Genomic DNA, 19,521 nt, shown 5'->3' with positions numbered 1-19,521 from the left:
GTACGGTGGGCCGATGGGCAACGACGCGCAGCAGGGCCCCCACCGGGGCATCGAGATCCGGCCGATCACCCACGAGGAGCTGGCCGACTGGGACCGGGCGGTCTCGCTCGGGTTCATGCGCCCGCACGTCGCCCCGGCGACGGAGTGGCGTGAGCTGCTGTTCGAGCCGGGGCGGATGCTGGCGGCCTTCGACCACGAGGTCCCGGAGGCGGACCGGCCGCGCTGCGTCGCGACCTTCCGCAGCTTCGACACCGGGCTGACGGTGCCCGGCGGGGAGCTGCTGCCGGTCGACGCGATCACCGGCGTCACGGTCAACTCCACCCACCGCCGGCGCGGCCTGCTCAGCGGCATGATGCGGCACGACCTGGCCGCCGCCCGCGAGCGCGGTTCGGCCGCCGCCATCCTGATCGCCGCCGAGCACAACATCTACGGCCGGTTCGGCTTCGGCTCGGCCGTCCCGCTGGCGGGCTGGCGGGTCGACGTGCTGCGCTCCGGCGGCGTCCGGTCCGGGCTGCCGGTGCACGAGGGCCACCGGATCGACTTCGCCACCCTGGAGGAGTTCGCCAAGTTCGGCCCCGACCTGCACGAGCGCTGGCGCCCCACCCAGCCCGGCGCGATCGGTCGCTCCGACGCCTGGTGGCGACTGCGGACGGGTGAGCTCGACCTGCCCGGCTTCGACTGGAAGCAGGGCTTCACCGCCTTCCACCGCACCGCCGACGGCACCCTCACCGGCATGATCAACTACACCGTCGAGGACAAGTGGGACGGCGCGTACCCCGACTGCCCGCTGACCGTCCGGGACTTCCTCGCGCTGGACCGGAAGACCGCCAACGCGCTCTGGGCGTACGCCTTCTCGGTCGACTGGGTGCGCCAGGTGATCGCCCCCCACCTCGGCCCCGGGGACGTGCTGCCGCTGCTGCTCAACGACCCGCGCGGCGCCAAGCCGCACGAGGAGACCGCCGACTTCACCTGGCTGCGGCTGCTCGACCTGCCCGCCGCGTTCGCCGCCCGCCGCTACGAGGCCCCCGGCCGCCTGGTGCTGGACGTCGCCGACCGCGAGGGCTGGACGGCCGGGCGCTGGGCGCTGGAGACCGCCGCCGACGGCACCGGCCGGATCACCCGCACCGAGGACCCCGCCGACCTCGCGCTCGACGTCTCCCGGCTCGGCGGCCTCTACCTCGGCGGCGGTAGCGCGGCCCGGCTCGCCGACGCCGCGCTGCTCACCGAGCACACCCCGGGCGCGGCCGTCCGGGCCGACACCCTGCTGCGCACCGCCCGCGCCCCGTGGAACCCGGACGGCTTCTGACCCCCGCTCCCGTCCTCGCCCGGTTCCCGTCGCGCGGCGGAACGTCAACCCGGATACTCCGCGATTCACCCGCTCGGGTGTCGAAAACCCTTGCGGTGGCGGGGGATCGGCGCGCGACCGGCGCACCTCTGGCGAACGGCGGGTGAGCTGCGGGAAACCGGTCGGCCGGGATTCCCGCAGGGGTGAACGTGGGTGCGGCCCGGAGGTGGGTGTTCGAATCCGGCGGGTCGACAACTGCCGCTGCTCTTCCTAGCGTTCGGGGCGTTCGGGCCGAACGAGAGGCCCCGGTGGGCGCGGTCGCGCCCCCGGGGTGCGGCCCAAGTCCTCCAGGAGACTCCGACATGTCCCCTTTCAGCGTCTGGGCGGGCGCCCTCGTGGTCCTCGTCGCCCTGCTCCTCGTCCTCGCCTGCGCCTGGCTGCTCTTCGCCGGGTCCGCCCCGGCCGGCGGCCGCCACCGCTCCGGCGGCGCACCGCCCGTCGTCCGGCTGGCCCGCCCGGGCGACCCCGTCACCCCCGTGCGGCCGGTGCGGCTGCCGCGCCCCGCCCGGCCGGACCGGCTCGTCCTCTCGGTGCGGCCCGTCCCGGTGCGGCGGCCGAACACCCTCCCGCTCTGCTCCAGGCACCGGGGGCCGGTGTCCGTCCGCACCCTGCACCGGACGATCATGCCGAGGTTCCCGGTCTTCCACGGCCCCGCCGTCCGGATCACCGTCCGCAAGGCCCCCCGCCCGGTCCCGCCCCCGCGCGTCCTGCCGCTCTGGGCCGCCCACACCGCCCCGGGCCCGGTCGGCCGGGCCACTTGAGTGACCCGGGCTACTTGACGAGGCCCTTCCCGATGCTGGGCAGCACGAAGTCCTGGATCAGGCCCTTGGCGTCGCGGACCAGGGGGCGGAAGACCCGGTAGCGGGAGAGGTTGATGAGGCGGGCGACCAGGGGGGTGGAGCGGCGGACGAACTCGCGGGTGCGCTCGGTGTCGGGGGTGCGGTCGAAGACCCAGTAGAGGACGACGACCATCAGGTGCAGCCAGAGCACGTCGGGCAGCAGGTCGACGAGTTCGGCGTCCAGCTTGGGGGCGAGTTCGGAGCCCTGGAGCACCTCGCGGAAGAGCTCGACGGCGGTGGCCCGGGCGGGGTGGGACTCGTTGGAGAACGGGCTGAGCGAGCTGGTCGGGTCGGCCGCGGTGCGGAAGAACTGGGCGGCGAACTCGTGGTAGGGCGCGGCGGTGTCGACCCAGGACTCGATGGCGATCTGCAGGCGTTCCGCGAAGTCGCGGGTGTCCGCCGTCCGGACCCGGGTGTCGGCGGCGTGGTCGTGGGTCATCCGGTCGTAGAAGCCCTGGATCAGGAACTCCTTGGCCGAGAAGTAGTAGTAGGCGCTGCCGACCGAGACGCCCGCCTCGGTGGCGATCGCCCGCATGGTGGTCTTCTCGTAGCCGCGTTCCTGGAACAGCCGCATCGCGGTCTCCAGGATCAGCGCGCGGGTGGCCTCGCTCTTGTCGGTCTTCGGCTGGGCCCGCCCGCCCGCCAGCTCGCCGGACGGCAGACCGGCCGCCTGCTCGTCCCTGTCGCTCGCGTCGTCCACGCCGCCCGACCCTACCGGGACCTGCCGGTCCCGTTCCTGGCCGTTTCCTGCCACCTCGCCCCGCCTGATTCGCTTTCGTCGCGGTCTCCTACCGGCCCGAGCCTAGCCCGGACCGGGACAACTCGGGACCGGGAGGGCGAATCGGAAGCCGGACGACGTGCCCGGTGCCCCCCGGCACCGGGTCGGTCGTACGGGCTCGATCGGGCGGACGCCTTCGCGCGGACGCCGCCGCGCGGGCCGGTGCCTGGCCGTCCGGCGCGGCGGGCACGGCGGACGGCTCCCCTCCGGCAGCGGGGAGCGCATTTTCGAACGCGTTCAAAATGGTGCGTGAGCGACTCTAGGGCATCGGTTCGGACGCGCTCAAGCCCCGGTCGGCGAAAGGTCTCCGGCGGAGGCCCACGGGAGGGAGGTGTGCAAAGCTGGCCGGATGCCCGCCGCCGACCGCCCGCCCGCCCCGCCCGTCCTGCGCGAGGGCGGTGCCCCCGACGCCGCCGCCGTCGCCGCGCTGTACGCCGCGAGCCGCCGCAGCGCGTACGCCGGGCTGCTGCCCGCCGGCCTGCTGGACGCCGAGACCGACGCCGCCGAACAGGAACTGCTCTGGACGCTGCGGCTGGAGGCCGACTACGGGACGCCCGCCGACACGCCCGTCCTGCTGCTCGCCGAGGACCGGGACGGCGCCGCGCTCGGCTTCGCCTACCTGGTGCCGGACGGCGGCGCGGTGCGGCTGGAGCAGTTGCACGTCCGCCCCGGCCGGACCGGCGGCGGGATCGGCACCCGCCTGCTGCGCGCCGCGCTGGCCCGCTTCCCGGCGGCGCCCGTCCGGCTGGACGTGCTGGCCGCCAACCGGCGGGCGGTCGCGTTCTACGAGCGGCACGGCGCCCGCCGCCTCGGCCGCGGCACCGCGCGCTTCCCGGACGGGACGGAGCTGCCCGAGTACGCGTACGGCTGGCGCTGACGGCATGTCAGTCGGACCGGCGTGTCAGCTGGTCCGGTGCGACAGCAGGCTCGGTGCGTCAGCCGTCCCGGCGCGCCAGCCGGGTGGCGGCGAGCAGGGCGAGGGCGGCGGCACCGGCCGGCAGCAGGTAGCCGGTGCCGGGGGCGGTGTGCTGGGCGAGCGCGCCGCCGAGGGTCGCGCCGGTGGAGATGCCGACCAGGATCGCGGAGACCGCCAGCGCCATCCCCTCGGTCAACCGGTGCGCGGGCAGCAGGCGTTGGGCCAGCGTCATGCCGCTGACCATGGTCGGCGCGGTGCCCGATCCGGCCGCCAGCAGGGCCGCGCCCAGCAGCGGCACGCCCGCCCCGGACAGGCCCGCGGCCAGCGGCAGCAGCATCAGGGCGGTCATCGCGCCGGTGCCCAGCGCCAGCCGCCGGGCCGCCGGGCGGCGCGGCCGGACCGCGCCGAACACCAGCCCCGACACGCAGGACCCGGCCGCCACCAGGGCCAGCAGTCCGCCGCCCGCCGCCTGCCGGCCGAGCGCGTCGGTGTACGCGAGCGTGGTGACCTCCAGCGAGCCGAACAGCACCCCGGCGGCCAGGAACACCGCGAGCAGCGGCGGGAGGCCCGGCGTCCGGACCAGCCCCCCGGCCCGGTGCCGGTGCGGGGCCCGGCCCGGCGGCGGCTCGGTGGCCCGCTGGGCGGCGAACAGCAGGGTGCCGGCGGTGCCCAGCACCCGGGCGGTGAGCAGCCCGGCCTCGGGGGCGAGGGCGGTGCACAGGGCCATGCCGAGTACCGGACCGGCCATGAAGCACAGTTCGTCCAGCGACTGCTCCAGCGCGTTGGCCCGGTGCAGCACGGCCGGGTCCGCGCGGTGCAGGTGCGCCCAGCGGGCCCGGGCCATGCTGCCCAGGTCGGGGCTGCCGCCGGACAGCGCCCAGCACAGGAAGAGCGTCCAGGCGGGTGCGCCGGAGCGGACGCACAGCAGCAGCGCCCCCGTCGGCAGCGCGGCGGCCAGCACCGCGGGCACCGCGACCCGGGCCTGCCCGAGGCGGTCGACCAGCCGGCCCAGCAGCGGCAGCAGCACCGCCCCCGCCAGCACCCCGACCGCGGAGACCGCCCCGGCCAGCGCGTACGAGCCGCGCCGGTCGGCGACCAGCACCACGGTGGAGACGCCGTTCATCGCCAGGGCGAGCCGGCCGAGCAGCCCGGACAGCGTGAAGGCCAGGGCGCCGGGGGCGGCGAACACCGGGCGGTAGCGGGCGAGCGCCAGGGACGGCAGTGACGACAGTGGTGGCAGTGGCGACGGCAGCGACAAGGGGGAGCTCCGAGGAGTGGGGGGACGGCTCCAGCCTCGGGGCGGGGGAGCGGGGGCGTCCAACACCCGCTCCGCCGGATTCACCGCCTCCTGTTGTTAATCTTCCGCCCGTGCCCCGCGACCTCCACCCCCGCCTGCTGCGCAGCTTCGCCGCCGTCGCCGAGTCCCTGCACTTCGGCCGCGCCGCCGAGCGACTGCACCTGGCCCAGCAGGCCGTCAGCCGCGACGTCCAGGCGCTGGAGCGGGAGTTGGGCTGCGTGCTGCTGCACCGCTCCACCCGCAGCGTCGAGTTGACCGAGGCGGGCGCGGCGCTGCTCCCGAAGGCGCGCCAACTGCTGGAACTCCAAGCCGAGATCACCGCGCTGGGCGACACCCGGGCGCTGCTGGTGGACGTCAACAGCCCCGGCGGAGAGCGGGAGTTCACCGCCGAACGGGTACTGGCCGCGGCCCGCTTGCGCTGCCCGGAGGCCGAACTGCTGGCCCGCTACCACGGCGGACTCACCGCCGCCGCCCAGGAGTTGGCCGCGCACCGGCTGGACGCCTCGTTCGGCCGGTACGCCGGGCTGCCCGCCGCCGACCGGGCCCGGCTGGTGCACGCGCCGGTCCGGCTGGTGCCGATGGCGGTCTTCCTGCCGCTCGGGCACCCGCTGGCCGCGCTGCCCGCCGTCCCGCTGGCGGCGCTCGCCGGGCACCCGGTGGACGTGTTCGCCGGGCAGCCCGCCACCGCCGAGTGGACCGACCTCGGCCGGCGGCTGCTCGCCGAGCACGGCCTGGCCGCCGCGCCCGGGCGCACCCCGCCGGTCGGGCCGGCCGAGTTCGCCCGCTACCTGGCCCGGCACGGCAGCCCGGTGCTCACCACCGTCGAGGCGCACGACATCCCCGGCGGGGTGGCCCGTCCGCTGGTCGACCCGGTGCCGCTCAGCCTGCTCGGCCTGGTGCACCGCGCGGGGTCGCGCCACCCCGGGCTGGCCGCGCTGCGCGCCTGCGCGGCCGAACTCGCCGCCGCCGAGGGCTGGTTGCGCCGCCCGCCGGGCAGCTGGCTGCCGGCCGAGGACGCGGCGCTGCTGCCCGGCTGAGCGCTCCGGGAGCGGCGTTCCTTCCGGGGGAGACGGCGGCGCCCCCGCCGAGGGGACGGCGGGGGCGGGACCGGGGCGGCCGGACGTACGGCCGGGGTGGGCGGGTTCAGGAGGCCCGTACGGCGGAGACGTCCAGGGTCAGCTTGACCTTCTCGCCGATCAGCACGCCGCCGGTCTCCAGCGCGGCGTTGTAGGTCAGGCCCCAGGAGGTGCGGTCGACGGTGGTGCCGCCCTCGAAGCCGACCCGCTCGGCGCCGTACACGTCGGTGGCCGCGCCGGTGAACTCCAGGTCGAGGGCGACCGGGCGGGTGGTGCCCTTGATGGTCAGGTCGCCGTGCAGGCGGTAGGTGTCGCCGTCGACCCGCTCGGCGGAGGTCGAGGTGAAGGTGATCTCCGGGTGCGCGGCGGCGTCGAAGAAGTCGCCGGTGCGCAGGTGCTCGTCGCGCTGGGCCTGGCCGGTGCTGATCGAGGCGACCTTGATGACCAGTTCGGCGGTGGACGCGGCCGGGTTCGAGCCGTCCAGGTGCAGCCTGCCCTCGTACTCGGCGAACTCGCCGCGGACGTTGGTGACCATGGCGTGCCGGACCGCGAAGCCGATCTTGGAGTGCGCGGCGTCGATGGTGTAGTCGCCGGTCAGGTGGGCCAGGTCCGGGCCCTGGTCGGCCGGGGCGGTGCTGGTGGCGGTGTTCTTGCTGCGGTTGAAGATGCCCATGGCTGCTCTCCTCGGGACGGGGATCGAAGCCTTTTGTTGAGGCTTCAACTTGTTTACGTGGTTCACCGTACGCCGATGTGGTTCAAGTTTCAACCATGATGGTGAAAGTTGAACCATCTCGCCGGAAAACCGGGTGCGCCCGCCCGCACCGCCGTCCAGACTGGCCGCCGGAACCCCGAAACCCCCCTCCCCCAGGAGAGCTGTGCAGTCCGCCGTCACCGTGTCGCCGTCCCAGGTCCCCGAGCTGCTGCTCGGACTCGCCACCGTGCGGCCGGTGTTCCTCTGGGGCGCACCGGGCATCGGCAAGTCCTCGCTGGTCAACCAGTTCGCCGAGTCGCTCGGCCTGGAGTGCGTCTCGCTGCTCGGCACCCAGCTCGCCCCCGAGGACCTGATCGGCGTCCCGCAGATCACCCCCGAGGGCCGCTCCCGGTTCTGCCCGCCCGAGTCGATCGCCCGCGAGCAGCCCTACTGCCTGTTCCTGGACGAGCTGAACGCCGCCACCCCCGACGTGCAGAAGGCGTTCTACTCGCTGATCCTCGACCGCCGGATCGGGACCTACGAACTGCCGCCCGGCTCGATCGTGATCGGCGCGGGCAACCGGGCCACCGACGGCGCGCTCGCCCGCCCGATGCCGTCCGCGCTGCTCAACCGCCTGGTCCACGTCCACCTGCGGGCCAGCTCCGACGACTGGCTCGGCTGGGCCGCCGGGCACGGCATCCACCCGTGGATCACCGACCACCTGACCGACCGGCCCGACCACCTGTGGTCCGCCCCGCCGAAGACCGAGGAGCCGTTCTCCACCCCGCGCGCCTGGCACATGCTCTCCGACGCGCTGCACTCCTTCGGCCCCGGCCTCGACGAGGGCACCCTCAAGGTGCTCGCCCACGGCCTGCTCACCCCCGCCCACGCCGTCGCCTTCTGCGGCTACGCCAAGATCGTCCGCAACGCGTACGGGCTGGACGCGATCATGAAGGGCGACGCCTCCTGGCCGCACCGGATCGAGGACCGCGACCTGCTCTACTACCTCGCCGACTCCTTCCGCGGCCGCCTGGTCAAGGAGCTGCCCGCCCGCAAGGAGCACGCCTCGCCGACCGTCCGGCAGCACGCGTACCGCTCCAAGTCGCTGCTGGTGCAGCTCGCCGAGATCTCCGTCGAGGTCGCCCAGACCGTGATCGCCGACGGGCCCGACGGCAACCCCGTGCTGCCGTCCTGGTTCCTGATCGAGGCCGCCCGCGACCTGCCCCGCCTGGTCGAGGCCCGCCGGTGAGCCGGGCCCGCCGCCCCGCCGCCGAGCCCGCGAAGACCGACCCCGTCGAGGCCGCGTTCCTCGCCGGCCGGGCCGGGGTCGCCGGCAACCCCGCGCTCGCCGCCGTCCCCGCCGCCCTCTGCCGGCTGGACGAGCGGGACTGCCCGCTGCACCCCGCCACCGGCTGGGTCACCGCCGACTCGCACGGCAACCTGCACCACAACCGGCGCCGCCGCGCCGAACCCGAGGAGTGGGCCTGGGCCCTCGCCCACGCCCTGCTCCACCTCGGCTTCGGCCACCTCCCCGCCGAACGCGGCCCCCGCGTCCAGCCCGACGCCGCCGGCCTCGCCGCCCGCTGCGCCGTCGTCAACCGCTTCCTCGCCACCTTCCCGATCGGCCGCGCCCCCGACGACCTGCCCGCCGGCTGGCCCGGCGGCGACGAGGAGGAACTCGCCGCCCGCTGGCGCCGCGACGGCGTCCCCGTCGAGTACCGGGCCTGCGGCACCGGCGGCGACCGCCCCGACCAGCACCTGGAACGCTGGGTCGCGCACCAGGACCCGCCGGACTGGACCCTCGACTTCGCCCACGCCCTCACCCGCACCGTCTCCGCCGCCATGGACGTCGCCGGGGGCCGCCGCGAGACCCACGACGGCGCCCGCCTCCCGCAGCGTCCCTGGGAACGCGCCCTCGGCTGGTTCGTCTCCAGCTACCCGCTGCTCGGCGGCCTCGCCGCCGGACTCACCCTGGTCGCCGACGCCGAACTCGCCCGCGCCCACGGCATCACCATCGCCGCCGTCAACGCCGAAGCGGGCGAGATCTACCTCAACCCGCTGCGCCACCACACCGACGAGGAGTGGCGCTTCGTCCTCGCCCACGAGATGCTGCACGCCGCCCTCCGCCACGGCGACCGGGCCGGCGGACGCGACCCGTACCTGTTCAACGTCGCCGCCGACTACGTCGTCAACGGCTGGCTGCTGGAGATGGACGTCGGCGAGATGCCCGAAGGACTGCTCCACGACCCGGAGTTGAGGGGACTCTCGGCCGAGGAGGTCTACGACCGGATCGCCCGCGACCAGCGCCGCCTGCGCCGCCTCGCCACCCTGCGCGGCAAGGGCCTCGGCGACATCCTCGGCGAACCCCTGCCCCGCACCGGCGGACGCGGCTACGTCGACCTGGACGACTTCTACCGGCGCGGCCTCCAGCAGGGCTTCGACCTGCACGTCCGCGACCGCGGCCTGCTGCCCGCCGGACTGGTCGACGAGATCCGCGCCCTGGCCCAGCCGCCGCTGCCCTGGGACGCCCGACTCGCCCGCTGGTTCGACGAGTTCGTCCCCCGCCCCGAACCGCTGCGCTCCTACGCCCGCCCCTCCCGCCGGCAGTCCGCCAGCCCCGACATCCCGCGCGCCGGACGCCACCACCCGGACGAGCAGACCCCGCGCTGCACCTTCGGCGTCCTGCTCGACACCTCCGGCTCGATGGACCGCGTCCTGCTCGGCAAGGCGCTCGGCGCGATCGCCTCCTACGCCGCCGCCCGCGACGTCCCCGCCGCCCGGGTCGTCTTCTGCGACGCCGCCCCCCACGACGCGGGCTACCTGCCGGTGGCCGAACTCGCCGGTCGGGTCCGGGTCCGCGGCCGCGGCGGCACCGTCCTGCAACCCGGCGTCGACCTGCTCGCCCGCGCCCCCGACTTCCCCGCCGCCGCCCCGCTGCTGATCATCACCGACACCGACTGCGACACCCTGCGCGTCCCGCGCCGCGAACACGCCTACCTCGTCCCGCGCGGCGCGACGCTGCCGTTCACCCCGCGGGGGCCGGTGTTCCACCTGAGCTGAGGCGCGAGGGCGAAGGGCGGCGGAACCGGGGGCCCGGGGTCACCTGCGCGTCAGCGTGCGGACGGGGACGCGGGGAACTGCGCGCAGCGGGAGGTGAACGCCGGCGGGATCGCGGTGAGGGCGGTCGGTTGCCGTTCCGTCGCGACTTCACGGTGCGTGCCCGGCCGGCCGCGCAGTTCCCCGCGCCCCTGAGCGCACCTCCGACGGGCGCGCCTCCGCGCGTCGGCGGGGCGACCTAAGCTGGAAGGTCCGCGCCCGATCCTCCGGAGGTCCCGATGTACGTCCTGCACGCCCAGTGGCGGGCCGACGGGCGGCTCGGGGTGTGGGCGGAGGACGCCGGGGCGTTCCGGGGGCGGGCCGTGGAGGGGGCGCGGCACCCGTTCGCGTGCGCGGCGGGGGAGGTCGCGGAGCTGCTCGCGGCGGTCGGGCCCGGTCCGGCCTGGCTGGCGGAGCGCGGGGACGAGCGCTGGCTGACCCTGCGGCTGCCGACGCTCGGCTCGCGGCCGACGCCCTCGCCCGACCTCCCGGTGGGTTCCACCGCCAGGGGCCTGGAGCTGCGGCCGTGGCGGGTCCCGGCGCTGCTGTTCGACCGGCCGGAGGCGGCGCAGCTGCTCGGCGAGCTGTTCGACCCGTACTGGCCCGGCAGCACCGTCGAGCTGCCCGACGGCCGGGCGGCGGAGCTCGCGTACGGGGCGTCGCTGCGCTGGCTGACGGGCGTGCACGACCTGGCCTGGCGGCTGGCCGGGCGGGGGCGGGTGCTGCCCGCGCTGGTGGCGGAGCCCGGCGGGTGGGCGGCCCGCTGGCGGCCCGCGTTCGACCCGGCGGCCCGCCGGGAGGCCCGCGCGCTGGCGGCCGGGTGCCCGCCGGTCGCCCGCGCCGAGGACGGCCACGAGCCCACCGGCGGCGCCCTGTTCGACACCGTGCTGGACGCGCTCACCGACCACGAGACCCGGGTCGCGCTCGGGCCCGACGCACCGGCGCCCCCCGGCTCGCCCGCCTGGGTCGCCGCCCTGCGCGGCCCGGACGCCCGGCTGCCCGCCCCGCCCGACCCGGCGCAGGTCGCCCGCCTCGCCGCCGCCGCGGCCGGCACCGGGCCGGAAGGCCGCCTCCGGCTGGCCTTCCGGCTCACCGAACCGCTCGGCACCGCCGCCGACGACCCGGACGCCACCGTGGTGGACGAGACCTGGCGGCTGGACGTGCTGCTCGGCCCGGTCGACCGGCCCTCGCTGCTGCTGCCCGCCGCCGAACTCTGGTCCGACGGGCCGGGCGCGGCGGCGCTGGCCCGGGCGGTGGACGACCCGGTCGAGGCGTACCGCGCCGAACTCGACCGCGCCGCACGGGCGTTCCCCGCCCTGCGGGCCGCCCTGCACCGCACCCGCCCCACCGGCCTCGACCTCGACCGGGCCGGGGCGCTGGCCTTCCTGCGCGACACCGCCCCCGCGCTCGCCGCCGCCGGGCACGGCGTGCTGCTGCCCGCCTGGTGGCACCGCCGCCCCCGCCTCGGCCTGGCCGCCACCGCGCAGGCCGCCCCCGTCCCCGGCTCCGTCCGGCGCGCCGCCCAGGCCGACCGGGACGCCGTACTGGACTTCCGCTGGCAGCTCGCCGTCGGACAACAGCCGCTCAGCCAGCAGGAGTTGGACGAGATCGCGGCCGCCCAGGCGGGCCTGGTCCGGTTCCGCGGCCGGTGGATCGAGGTGGACGCCGCCCAGCTCGCCGCCGCCCTGCGCTTCCTCGCCGCCCGCCGCGACGACCCCCGGCTCGACGCCGCCGCCCTGCTCCGCCTCGCCCACGAGGACGGCGCCGTGGTCGACGGCCTCCCGGTCACCGCCGTGCACGCCGAGGGCCCGCTCGGCGACCTGCTGGCCGGCCGCCTCGGCCGCCTCCCCGGCGCGCACCGCACCCCGGCCCCGCCCGGCTTCACCGGCACCCTCCGCCCGTACCAGGAACGCGGGTTGGCCTGGCTGGACGCCCTCGGGCGGCTCGGCCTCGGCGCCGTGCTCGCCGACGACATGGGCCTCGGCAAGACCGTCCAGACCCTCGCCCTGCTCGCCCTCGAACACGCCCGCGGCGCCCGCGGCCCCGTCCTGCTGGTCTGCCCCACCTCGCTGGTCGGCAACTGGCGGCGCGAGGCCGCCCGGTTCGCCCCCCGGCTGCGGGTCCAGCTCCACCACGGCCCCGACCGGACCCGGCCCGACCCCGCCGCCGACCTGGTGGTCACCAGCTACGGCGTCCTCCAGCGCGACGCCGCCGCGCTGCGCGCCGTGCACTGGCGCCGGGTCGTCGCCGACGAGGCCCAGCACGTCAAGAACCGGGCCGCCCGGCAGTCCCGCGCGCTGCGCGCGCTGCGCTCCGGCCCCCGGATCGCGCTCACCGGCACCCCGGTCGAGAACCGCCTCGCCGAGCTGCACACCGTCCTCGACTTCGCCAACCCCGGCCTGTTCGGCACCCCCGAAGCCTTCCGCGAGCACTACGCCGTCCCCATCGAGCAGTCCGGCAACCGGGACGCCGCGGCCCGGCTCCAGCGGCTCACCGCGCCGTTCCTGCTGCGCCGCCTCAAGAGCGACCCCGAGATCGGCGGCCAGCTCCCCGCCAAGCAGGAGTTCACCGTCCGCTGCACCCTCACCCCCGAGCAGGCCGGCCTCTACCAGGCCGTCGTCGCCGACCTGCTCGACCGCCTCGGCGGCATCCGCGGCGTCGAACGCAAGGGCGCGGTGCTGGCCGCCCTCGGCCGGCTCAAGCAGGTCTGCAACCACCCCGCCCAACTCCTGCGCGACAAGTCGCCGTTGGGCGGCCGCTCCGGCAAGGTCGAGCGGCTGGTCGAGCTGCTCCGGGAGGCCCTGGCGGCGGGCGACCGGGCGCTGGTCTTCACCCAGTACGCCGAGTTCGGCGCGCTGCTCCAGCCCCACCTGCGCCGCCGCCTCGGCACTCCCGTCCCCTACCTGCACGGCGGGCTCACCGCGCCGCGCCGCCAGGAACTCGTCGACCGCTTCCAGGACCCGGACGGGCCGGGGGTGTTCCTGCTCTCGCTGAAGGCCGGCGGCACCGGGCTCAACCTCACCGCCGCGAACCAGGTCGTCCACCTCGACCGCTGGTGGAACCCGGCCACCGAGGACCAGGCCACCGACCGCGCCCACCGGATCGGGCAGCGCCGCGACGTCCAGGTCCGCACGCTGGTGTGCACCGGCACCATCGAGGAGCGCATCGCCGAACTCATCCACAGCAAAAGGGAGTTGGCCGATGCGGTGGTCGGCGCCGGGGAGAGCTGGCTGACCGAGCTCCCCACCGACCGGCTCCGCGAACTGCTCACCCTCTCCGCCGACGCCACCGGGGACTGACCGCCATGGACCTCCCGCTCGACCAGTGCCTCGACACCTTCTGGCACGGCGACTTCACCCTCCACGACCCGCCCCCCGCCCCGCCCGACCCCGCCCTCACCGCCCTCACCGACCTCGCCGACCTCGACCCCGACCTGGCGGCGCTCCTCGCCCCGCTCTACCGGCGGCTGACCGGATGAGGGCCGCTCCGCGCTGCCGCGCCTTCACGGCCGGTCGAGGAACTCCCCTACCAGCGCGGTGAATTCGCCCGGTGCCTCCACCCAGGGCCGGTGGCCGACCTCGGGGAGGACGGCGAGGCGGGCGCCGGGGTGGAGGGCGGCGGCCAGCCTCGCCGGGGCGGTGCCGATCATCCCGTCCCGGGCACCGGCGACCACCAGGACCGGCGCCGACACCGGCCGGCCCCCGGCCCGGTCCGAGCCCGCGTAGAACGCGTCCCGCATCCAGGGCGCGGCCGGCACCGGCTCCGGGTCGAACGCCGCGTCGCGGGCCGTCCCGTCCCACCTGCCCCAGAAGAACGGCGTGATCCGCCGGACCAGCTCCGCCGGGTCGCCCGCCCCGCCGGCCAGCAGGGCGTCCGCCTCGGCCGCGTCCGGGTACCAGGGCTCCGCCGAGCGCGCGGCCCGGATGGCGGCGAGTTCCGCCCGGTCCGGCTCCCGGGCCGCCCGGCCGACCGGGGTGACCAGTACCAACGACCTTACGCGGTGCGGGAATTCGGCGGCGTAGCGCTGCGCGGTGAGCGCGCCCGCCGAGTGCCCGAGCAGGTCGATCCGCTCCGCCCCGAGGTGCTCCCGGAGGGCCTCCACGTCCGCGGCCTGGGCGCCGAATGCGCAGCTCGCCCGGTCGGCGGGCGCCGCCGACCGGCCGCAGCCCCGGGGGTCGAGCCGGACCAGCCCCCGGTGGGCGTCCAGCCCGCCGAGGGTGCCGAGGTAGCGGGAGTCCATGCCGGGGCCGCCGGGGATCGCCACCAGCGGCGCACCGTCGCCGAACCGCTCGTAGTGGAGGGCGGTCCCGTCGTACCCGTGGAAGATCGTCATGACCCCGGATGGTGGCACGCCCCGCCCGGACGCGGCAGGCGGTTCCACAGGGCGGTCAGCGCAGGCCGTGGCCGTCGAACGCCGCGCGCAGGCCGTCCGCGCCGCGGTGGTGGTGGACGTGCATGCCGAGGTCGCGGGCGGCGGCGAGGTGGCCGGCGGTGTCGTCGACGAACAGGCAGCGCTGCGGCGGGACGCCGGCCCGTCCGGCGGCGGCCAGGTAGATCCGCGGATCGGGCTTGGCCGCACCGACCCGGGCGGAGTTGACCACCGCGTCGACGGCCGCGTCCAGGCCGAGCGCGGCGAGGTCATCCTCCAGCCGGTCGGTGCCGTTGGAGACCAGCACCACCGGCACGCCCCGGCGGACCTCCGCGAGCAGGGCCAGCACCTCCGCGTCCACCCGGAACGCCTGCCGTCCCCAGTCCTCGACCGCCGCCCGTGCCCGCTCCGCCGACCCGCACACCGCCGCCAGGTCCTCGGCCACCCCGGCCCGCCACCGCCCGTCGCTCACCCGCCCGGTCACGGCGGGCAGCAGCCGCTCCGCCCGGAACGCCGCCCCGGCGACCGTCCCGGGTGCGAACCCGTGCGCCCGGTCGACGTCCGCCAGGTCCGCCCAGATCCGCAGCACCCCGTCCAGATCACACAGCACCGCACCGACCTGCCGCTCCGCCGCCATCTGCTCAACCCCTCCGTCCGCACCCGGTGCGACCGTCCCAGCCGGGACCACCGGTGAAAATCCCTCCCGCGACCCTATGTGCCCGGCGCGCGCGCACGCCGCCCTCGCCCCGCGCCGGGCGGCGCGCTCGCTGGCGCTAGCAGCCTGCTTGCAATTGCAAGCGGAGCGGTGCACACTGCCCGTATGGCGTCACTGAACGTGGGCTCGCTGGGCGAGTACATCCGGGAGCAGCGGCGGAGCGCGCAGTACTCGTTGCGGCAGCTGGCCGAGGTGGCCGGGGTGTCCAACCCGTACCTGAGCCAGATCGAGCGCGGGCTGCGCAAGCCCAGCGCGGAGATCCTCCAGCAGATCGCCAAGGCGTTGCGGATCTCGGCGGAGACGCTGTACGTGCAGGCCGGAATCCTGGAGGAGCGGGACGGGGCGGGGCCGGGGCTGCGGGCCGCGATCCTGGACGATCCGCTGATCAACGAGCGGCAGAAGCAGGCCCTGCTGTCGGTGTACGAGGCGTTCCTGAAGGAGAACCAGGCCGCCCGTCCGTCGGACCCCGCCCCCACCCCCGCGTGACCAGAGCCGACCAACGACCAGACCTGCGTGACCGACGCCCCGCGCGACCCGACCGCGCGGCGGCACCCCGACCGGGAGGAACCGACATGCCGATCAGCGACGAGTTCAAGAAGACCCTCACCGACCCGACCCCGCTGTACGCGCTGGCCGGCGCCGGCGACCTCGCGTACGAGAAGCTCCGCGAGGTGCCCGCCCAGCTGGAGGCGCTCGCCGCCGACCGCAAGGGCACCCAGGAGCGGGCCGCCGCCGCCTTCCAGGACGCGGGTGCCGCGCTGGCCGGTGCCCAGGCGAAGGTCACCGAGGCGGTCAACGCGCTGCCCACCGACGTGAAGGAACTCCAGGCCAAGGCGCAGGAGTTCGCGATGCAGCAGGTCGGCCGGGCGCTGGAGTTCGCGGTGAAGGCCAAGGAGGTCTACGACGAGCTGGCCGTCCGCGGCCGCACCGTGGTGGACACCGCCAACGCCCCGAAGGACGGCGAGCCGCAGGCGTCGGCCGAGGCGGACGCGCCGGTCGAGGAGGTCGTGGTCGAGGAGGTCGTGATCGCCGAGGTCGTGGTGGACGAGGAGCCCGCCGCGCCGAAGCCCGCCGCCAAGAAGGCCCCCCGGGCCCGCAAGGGCGCCGCCGCCGACCAGGAGTGACCGGCGCGCGGCGGCAACGCCGCGCCGTCGGGGGCCGTTGACTCGGCCGGTGGCCGTGCCAGGATGGAAGAAAGAGTGAGGAGCCCCTCGGTGCAGATCCTGTACGTCAACCTCCTGAACCCGTTGTGGTGGGTCGCCACGGCGATCATCTGTTTCAAGGTGTTCGCGCTCGGCGACGCGGTGTTCCGCCGGGAGGACGCGTACCGGGCGGCCGACAAGAAGACCAAGGGCTTCTGGGTGGTCCTGCTGAGCGTCGTCCTGCTCTGGGACCTGCTGTTCGGCGCCAACCCGATCACCGGCCTGCTGACGCTGGCCGGCCTGGTCGCCGCGATCGTCTACGTGGTGGACGTCCGCCCCGCGATCAAGCTGATCACCGACGGCCGCGGCGGCGGTCGCGGCAACCAGGGCCCGTACGGCCCCTGGTGACGCGGCGCCGGCGCCCGGACGAGGACGAAGGCGCGGGCGCGCGGAGCACGGCGGAGAAGAGGGCGGCCCCGGGTGGGGCCGCCCTCCGGCGTCTCCGGGCGCGGGCGGGCCGTTCGGCTTCGCCGCTGGACGGACGGGCGCGGGCGGGCCGCGCTCAGCCCATGATCACCGGCGTCGGGTTGCGCTCCAGCAGCAGCACCGCGACGTCGTCGGTGAGCGCCCCGCCGTTCAGCTCCTCGACCTCGGCGATCGCGGAGTCGACCAGTCGGCCGCGCGTCAGCCCGGCGGCCTGGTGGTCGGCGATCAGCTCGATCAGGCCCTCCTGGCCCAGGCGCGGCGAACCGGCCCCGACCTTGCCCTCGACCAGGCCGTCGGTGTACATCAGCAGCCGCCAGCCGGGCGGCAGTTCGACCTGGAGGGCGGGCCAGACCGAGTGCGTCGCGTCGCAGGGCAGCAGGCCCAGCGCCGGACCGGCCTGGTCGAGCGGGAGCAGGACGGGCGGGCCGTCGGGGCCGAGCAGCAGCGGCGCGGGGTGCCCGGCCAGGTACAGCTCGGCGGCCTCGGGGCCGCCGTCCGCCGTGGGGGCGTCCAGTACGACCATGCAGAGGGTCGCGAAGATCTCGTCGCTGCGGCGCTCGTGCTCCAGCACGTGCTGGAGGGTGGTCAGCAGGGGCTGGCCGGTCAGCCCGGCGAACACCAGCGTCCGCCACGCTATCCGCAGCGCGACGCCGAGCGCGGCCTCGTCGGGGCCGTGGCCGCAGACGTCGCCGATCACCACGTGCACCCGGCCGTCCTTGGTGCGGACGGCGTCGTAGAAGTCGCCGCCGAGCAGGGCGCGGCGGCGGCCCGGGCGGTAGCGGCGGGTGAAGGACAGGTTCGCGCCGTCCAGCAGCGGGGTGGGCAGCAGGTGGCGCTGGAGCCGGGCGTTCTCCTGGCCGCGGATCTCGGCCTCGACCAGGCGGCGCTGCGACTCGTCGGCGCGCTTGCGCTCCACCGCGTAGCGCAGCGCGCGGGCCAGCAGCGGGCCGCCGGTGTCCTGCCGGAGCAGGAAGTCCTGGGCGCCCGCGGCGACCGCGGCGGCGCCCAGTTCGGCTCCGGCGGCGTCGGTGAGCACCACCACGGCGGTGTGCGGGGCGCGCAGCAGCAACTCCCGCAGCCCGTCCAGCCGGTCGTCGGCACCGGCCGCCGGGCCGACGCCCTCGGCGAACCCGTCGGGGAGACCGTCGGGGAGGCTTGCGGAGAAGCCGTCGGCGAATCGCGGGGCGAAGTCCGCGGCGAAGCCGCCGCCGGGGGCCGGGGCGCCACCGGGACCGGAACCGGAAGCGGGATCGGCGGCGGTGCCGGTGGTGGCGGGCTCGCCGAGGTCGAGCAGGACGCACTGGAAGTCGGTGCCGCGCGGCCCGCGGCGACCGCTGCCGGGCAGCGGCGGCAGGGCGGCGAGGGCCTCCCGGATGCCGTCCACCCGGTGCAGTTCGGCGTGCTGCCCCAGCTCGGCGGCCAGCGAGTCGAACAGGGTGTGCTCGGGCCCGTCGGCCTCCACCACCAGGACGCGGAAGTCGGCGGCGGGCCGGGACGGCTCGGTGGCCCCCGGGGTGCTGCGCGGATGCGGTATCGGCGCCGGGCCGGCGCTCCGGGCCGAGGGCTGACCGGCGGTCTGGCCGGCGGTCTGGCCGGCGGTCTGGCCGGTCGGGCCGGTGCGCTGCGCGCTGTGGGCGCGGCGGCCGCGGCTGCGTTCGGCGGTTCCGGCGCTGCTGGTCGCGTCGGGTGCCCGCCCGTCTCCCGTAGCGGGCATCGGTCGGTCCTTCCTTTCCCCTACGGACCAACGGCTGGTGTCCGTCCGCAGTGCCCGGGTGGCACCGGGCATCGGGGGGCTTCCCGCGACCATAACGTGATCTCCGAGGATTTCTTCGACTGAGCGGCGCGGATGTGGTTATTGCCACGCGTGTGGTGGCGGCTTTGCCTAGGGTTTTCGTGGCTTTCCGCCACGGCGGGACCGGAACTGACTGGAGGTGAGCAGCGGTGACACAGATCACGCTGGTGCAGGGTGACATCACGGAACAGCGGGTGGACGTGGTGGTGAACGCCGCCAACAGCTCGCTGCTGGGCGGCGGCGGGGTGGACGGGGCGATCCACCGCCGGGGCGGGCCGGAGATCCTCGCCGAGTGCCGCGAGCTGCGGGCCTCGCACTACGGCAAGGGGCTGCCGACCGGTCAGGCCGTGGCCACCACGGCGGGGCGGCTGCCGGCCCGCTGGGTGGTGCACACCGTCGGCCCGGTGTACCGGGCGGAGGACTACCGGCAGCGCGCGGAGCTGCTGGCCTCGTGCTATCGGGAGTCCCTTCGGGTCGCGGTCGGGCTGGGGGCGCGGACGGTGGCCTTCCCGGCGGTCTCGGCCGGGATCTACGGCTGGCCGCTGGACGATGCCGCTCGGATCGCGCTGACGGCCGTGGCCGAGGAGGGCCCGGACCTGGACGAGGTGCGCTTCGTGCTGTTCGGCGCCGACGCGTACGAGTCGTTCGAACGAGTCCGGCGCGGGCTGGCGGGCTGACGGGCGGGCTGACGGGCGGGCCGACGCGCCGACCGTCTGACGGTCACTCAGGGACCGCTGGAACGGCCGCCCGAGCGGTTCCATGGTGGCGTGACGGGGCGTCAACACGCCAGAGAAAATCGATAACTCGTTCGAGTGAACTGTCGAACAGGCGCTCGGATCGCCCCGCGGCGTGGGCGCGGCGGGCCTCCGGCCGGGCCCGGGGTGCCGCCGCCGTTCCTGCGCCGACCGGGTGACCGCCCGCCCGCGCCGGGTGGGGCGGCACCCCCGGCCTCCCCCCGCTGCCTACCGTGAGACGGCCG

The 19,521-nt window shown here is 76.2% G+C and carries 18 protein-coding genes; 12 read left to right on the top strand and 6 right to left on the bottom strand.

Annotated elements, in window-relative coordinates; genetic code table 11:
* The first annotated feature begins 13 nt into the window (after positions 1 to 13).
* Both QMQ26_RS16125 and QMQ26_RS16120 read left to right on the top strand, forming a co-directional pair.
* A complete protein-coding gene (locus QMQ26_RS16125) occupies positions 14 to 1,306 on the top strand; it encodes a GNAT family N-acetyltransferase (protein ID WP_100837604.1) in 1,293 nt (430 codons plus the stop codon).
* A gap of 341 nt (positions 1,307 to 1,647) precedes the next feature.
* On the top strand, positions 1,648 to 2,106 hold the full coding sequence (locus QMQ26_RS16120; protein ID WP_282206125.1) for a hypothetical protein: 459 nt from the start codon (positions 1,648 to 1,650) through the stop codon (positions 2,104 to 2,106).
* A 10-nt stretch (positions 2,107 to 2,116) separates the two neighbouring features.
* On the opposite strand, the gene QMQ26_RS16115 is transcribed toward QMQ26_RS16120, so the two are convergent.
* Complete coding sequence (locus QMQ26_RS16115; protein WP_100837606.1) at positions 2,117 to 2,884, bottom strand: TetR/AcrR family transcriptional regulator; 768 nt, start codon at positions 2,882 to 2,884, stop codon at positions 2,117 to 2,119.
* A 427-nt stretch (positions 2,885 to 3,311) separates the two neighbouring features.
* Here QMQ26_RS16115 and QMQ26_RS16110 point away from each other — a divergent pair, with 427 nt between their 5' ends.
* Complete coding sequence (locus tag QMQ26_RS16110; RefSeq protein WP_100837607.1) at positions 3,312 to 3,839, top strand: GNAT family N-acetyltransferase; 528 nt, start codon at positions 3,312 to 3,314, stop codon at positions 3,837 to 3,839.
* A gap of 58 nt (positions 3,840 to 3,897) precedes the next feature.
* Here the strand turns inward: QMQ26_RS16110 and QMQ26_RS16105 are convergent, their stop codons facing one another.
* On the bottom strand, positions 3,898 to 5,136 hold the full coding sequence (locus QMQ26_RS16105; protein ID WP_282206124.1) for an MFS transporter: 1,239 nt from the start codon (positions 5,134 to 5,136) through the stop codon (positions 3,898 to 3,900).
* A 110-nt stretch (positions 5,137 to 5,246) separates the two neighbouring features.
* On the opposite strand from QMQ26_RS16105, the gene QMQ26_RS16100 reads away from it, so the two are divergent.
* Positions 5,247 to 6,212 carry a LysR family transcriptional regulator gene (locus QMQ26_RS16100; RefSeq protein ID WP_282206123.1) on the top strand — a complete coding sequence of 322 codons (966 nt, stop codon included), beginning with the start codon at positions 5,247 to 5,249 and terminating at the stop codon, positions 6,210 to 6,212.
* A 106-nt stretch (positions 6,213 to 6,318) separates the two neighbouring features.
* On the opposite strand, the gene QMQ26_RS16095 is transcribed toward QMQ26_RS16100, so the two are convergent.
* Positions 6,319 to 6,924 carry a YceI family protein gene (locus tag QMQ26_RS16095; RefSeq protein WP_282206122.1) on the bottom strand — a complete coding sequence of 202 codons (606 nt, stop codon included), beginning with the start codon at positions 6,922 to 6,924 and terminating at the stop codon, positions 6,319 to 6,321.
* Between the two features lie 202 nt (positions 6,925 to 7,126).
* Here QMQ26_RS16095 and QMQ26_RS16090 point away from each other — a divergent pair, with 202 nt between their 5' ends.
* The 4 genes from QMQ26_RS16090 to QMQ26_RS16075 all read left to right on the top strand — a co-directional run bounded on the left by QMQ26_RS16090 (position 7,127) and on the right by QMQ26_RS16075 (position 13,516).
* A complete protein-coding gene (locus tag QMQ26_RS16090) occupies positions 7,127 to 8,191 on the top strand; it encodes an AAA family ATPase (RefSeq protein WP_282206121.1) in 1,065 nt (354 codons plus the stop codon).
* On the top strand, positions 8,188 to 10,002 hold the full coding sequence (locus QMQ26_RS16085; protein WP_282206120.1) for a vWA domain-containing protein: 1,815 nt from the start codon (positions 8,188 to 8,190) through the stop codon (positions 10,000 to 10,002). The genes QMQ26_RS16090 and QMQ26_RS16085 overlap by 4 nt, the downstream gene beginning before the upstream one ends.
* A 275-nt stretch (positions 10,003 to 10,277) precedes the next feature.
* Positions 10,278 to 13,337: a DEAD/DEAH box helicase gene (locus QMQ26_RS16080; protein ID WP_282206119.1), complete on the top strand. Its 3,060-nt coding sequence runs from the start codon at positions 10,278 to 10,280 to the stop codon at positions 13,335 to 13,337.
* A gap of 5 nt (positions 13,338 to 13,342) precedes the next feature.
* Positions 13,343 to 13,516, top strand: a complete 174-nt coding sequence (locus QMQ26_RS16075; RefSeq protein ID WP_282206118.1) for a hypothetical protein — start codon at positions 13,343 to 13,345, stop codon at positions 13,514 to 13,516.
* Between the two features lie 24 nt (positions 13,517 to 13,540).
* Here the strand turns inward: QMQ26_RS16075 and QMQ26_RS16070 are convergent, their stop codons facing one another.
* A complete protein-coding gene (locus QMQ26_RS16070; RefSeq protein WP_282206117.1) occupies positions 13,541 to 14,371 on the bottom strand; it encodes an alpha/beta fold hydrolase in 831 nt (276 codons plus the stop codon).
* 55 nt (positions 14,372 to 14,426) lie between these two features.
* Positions 14,427 to 15,044: an HAD family hydrolase gene (locus QMQ26_RS16065; protein WP_282206116.1), complete on the bottom strand. Its 618-nt coding sequence runs from the start codon at positions 15,042 to 15,044 to the stop codon at positions 14,427 to 14,429.
* Positions 15,045 to 15,227: 183 nt separating this feature from the next.
* Between QMQ26_RS16065 and QMQ26_RS16060 the strand changes: the two genes are divergently transcribed.
* The 3 genes from QMQ26_RS16060 to QMQ26_RS16050 all read left to right on the top strand — a co-directional run bounded on the left by QMQ26_RS16060 (position 15,228) and on the right by QMQ26_RS16050 (position 16,672).
* A complete protein-coding gene (locus QMQ26_RS16060) occupies positions 15,228 to 15,608 on the top strand; it encodes a helix-turn-helix domain-containing protein (protein ID WP_282206115.1) in 381 nt (126 codons plus the stop codon).
* A gap of 86 nt (positions 15,609 to 15,694) precedes the next feature.
* Positions 15,695 to 16,246: a hypothetical protein gene (locus tag QMQ26_RS16055; protein ID WP_282206114.1), complete on the top strand. Its 552-nt coding sequence runs from the start codon at positions 15,695 to 15,697 to the stop codon at positions 16,244 to 16,246.
* A gap of 63 nt (positions 16,247 to 16,309) precedes the next feature.
* On the top strand, positions 16,310 to 16,672 hold the full coding sequence (locus QMQ26_RS16050; RefSeq protein ID WP_100837617.1) for a DUF2516 family protein: 363 nt from the start codon (positions 16,310 to 16,312) through the stop codon (positions 16,670 to 16,672).
* A 154-nt stretch (positions 16,673 to 16,826) separates the two neighbouring features.
* Here the strand turns inward: QMQ26_RS16050 and QMQ26_RS16045 are convergent, their stop codons facing one another.
* Entirely contained in the window at positions 16,827 to 18,464 is a 1,638-nt protein-coding gene (locus QMQ26_RS16045) for a PP2C family protein-serine/threonine phosphatase (protein ID WP_282206112.1), read from the bottom strand.
* Between the two features lie 227 nt (positions 18,465 to 18,691).
* On the opposite strand from QMQ26_RS16045, the gene QMQ26_RS16040 reads away from it, so the two are divergent.
* Positions 18,692 to 19,219 (top strand): O-acetyl-ADP-ribose deacetylase, encoded by a 528-nt coding sequence (locus tag QMQ26_RS16040; RefSeq protein ID WP_282206111.1) that lies wholly within the window; start codon positions 18,692 to 18,694, stop codon positions 19,217 to 19,219.
* Positions 19,220 to 19,521: the final 302 nt, after the last annotated feature.

The organism is Kitasatospora fiedleri, assembly GCF_948472415.1.
GTDB lineage: Bacteria > Actinomycetota > Actinomycetes > Streptomycetales > Streptomycetaceae > Kitasatospora > Kitasatospora fiedleri.
The sequence above is the reverse complement of the archived record's forward strand: the minus strand, read 5'-3'. Positions and strand labels throughout refer to the sequence as shown.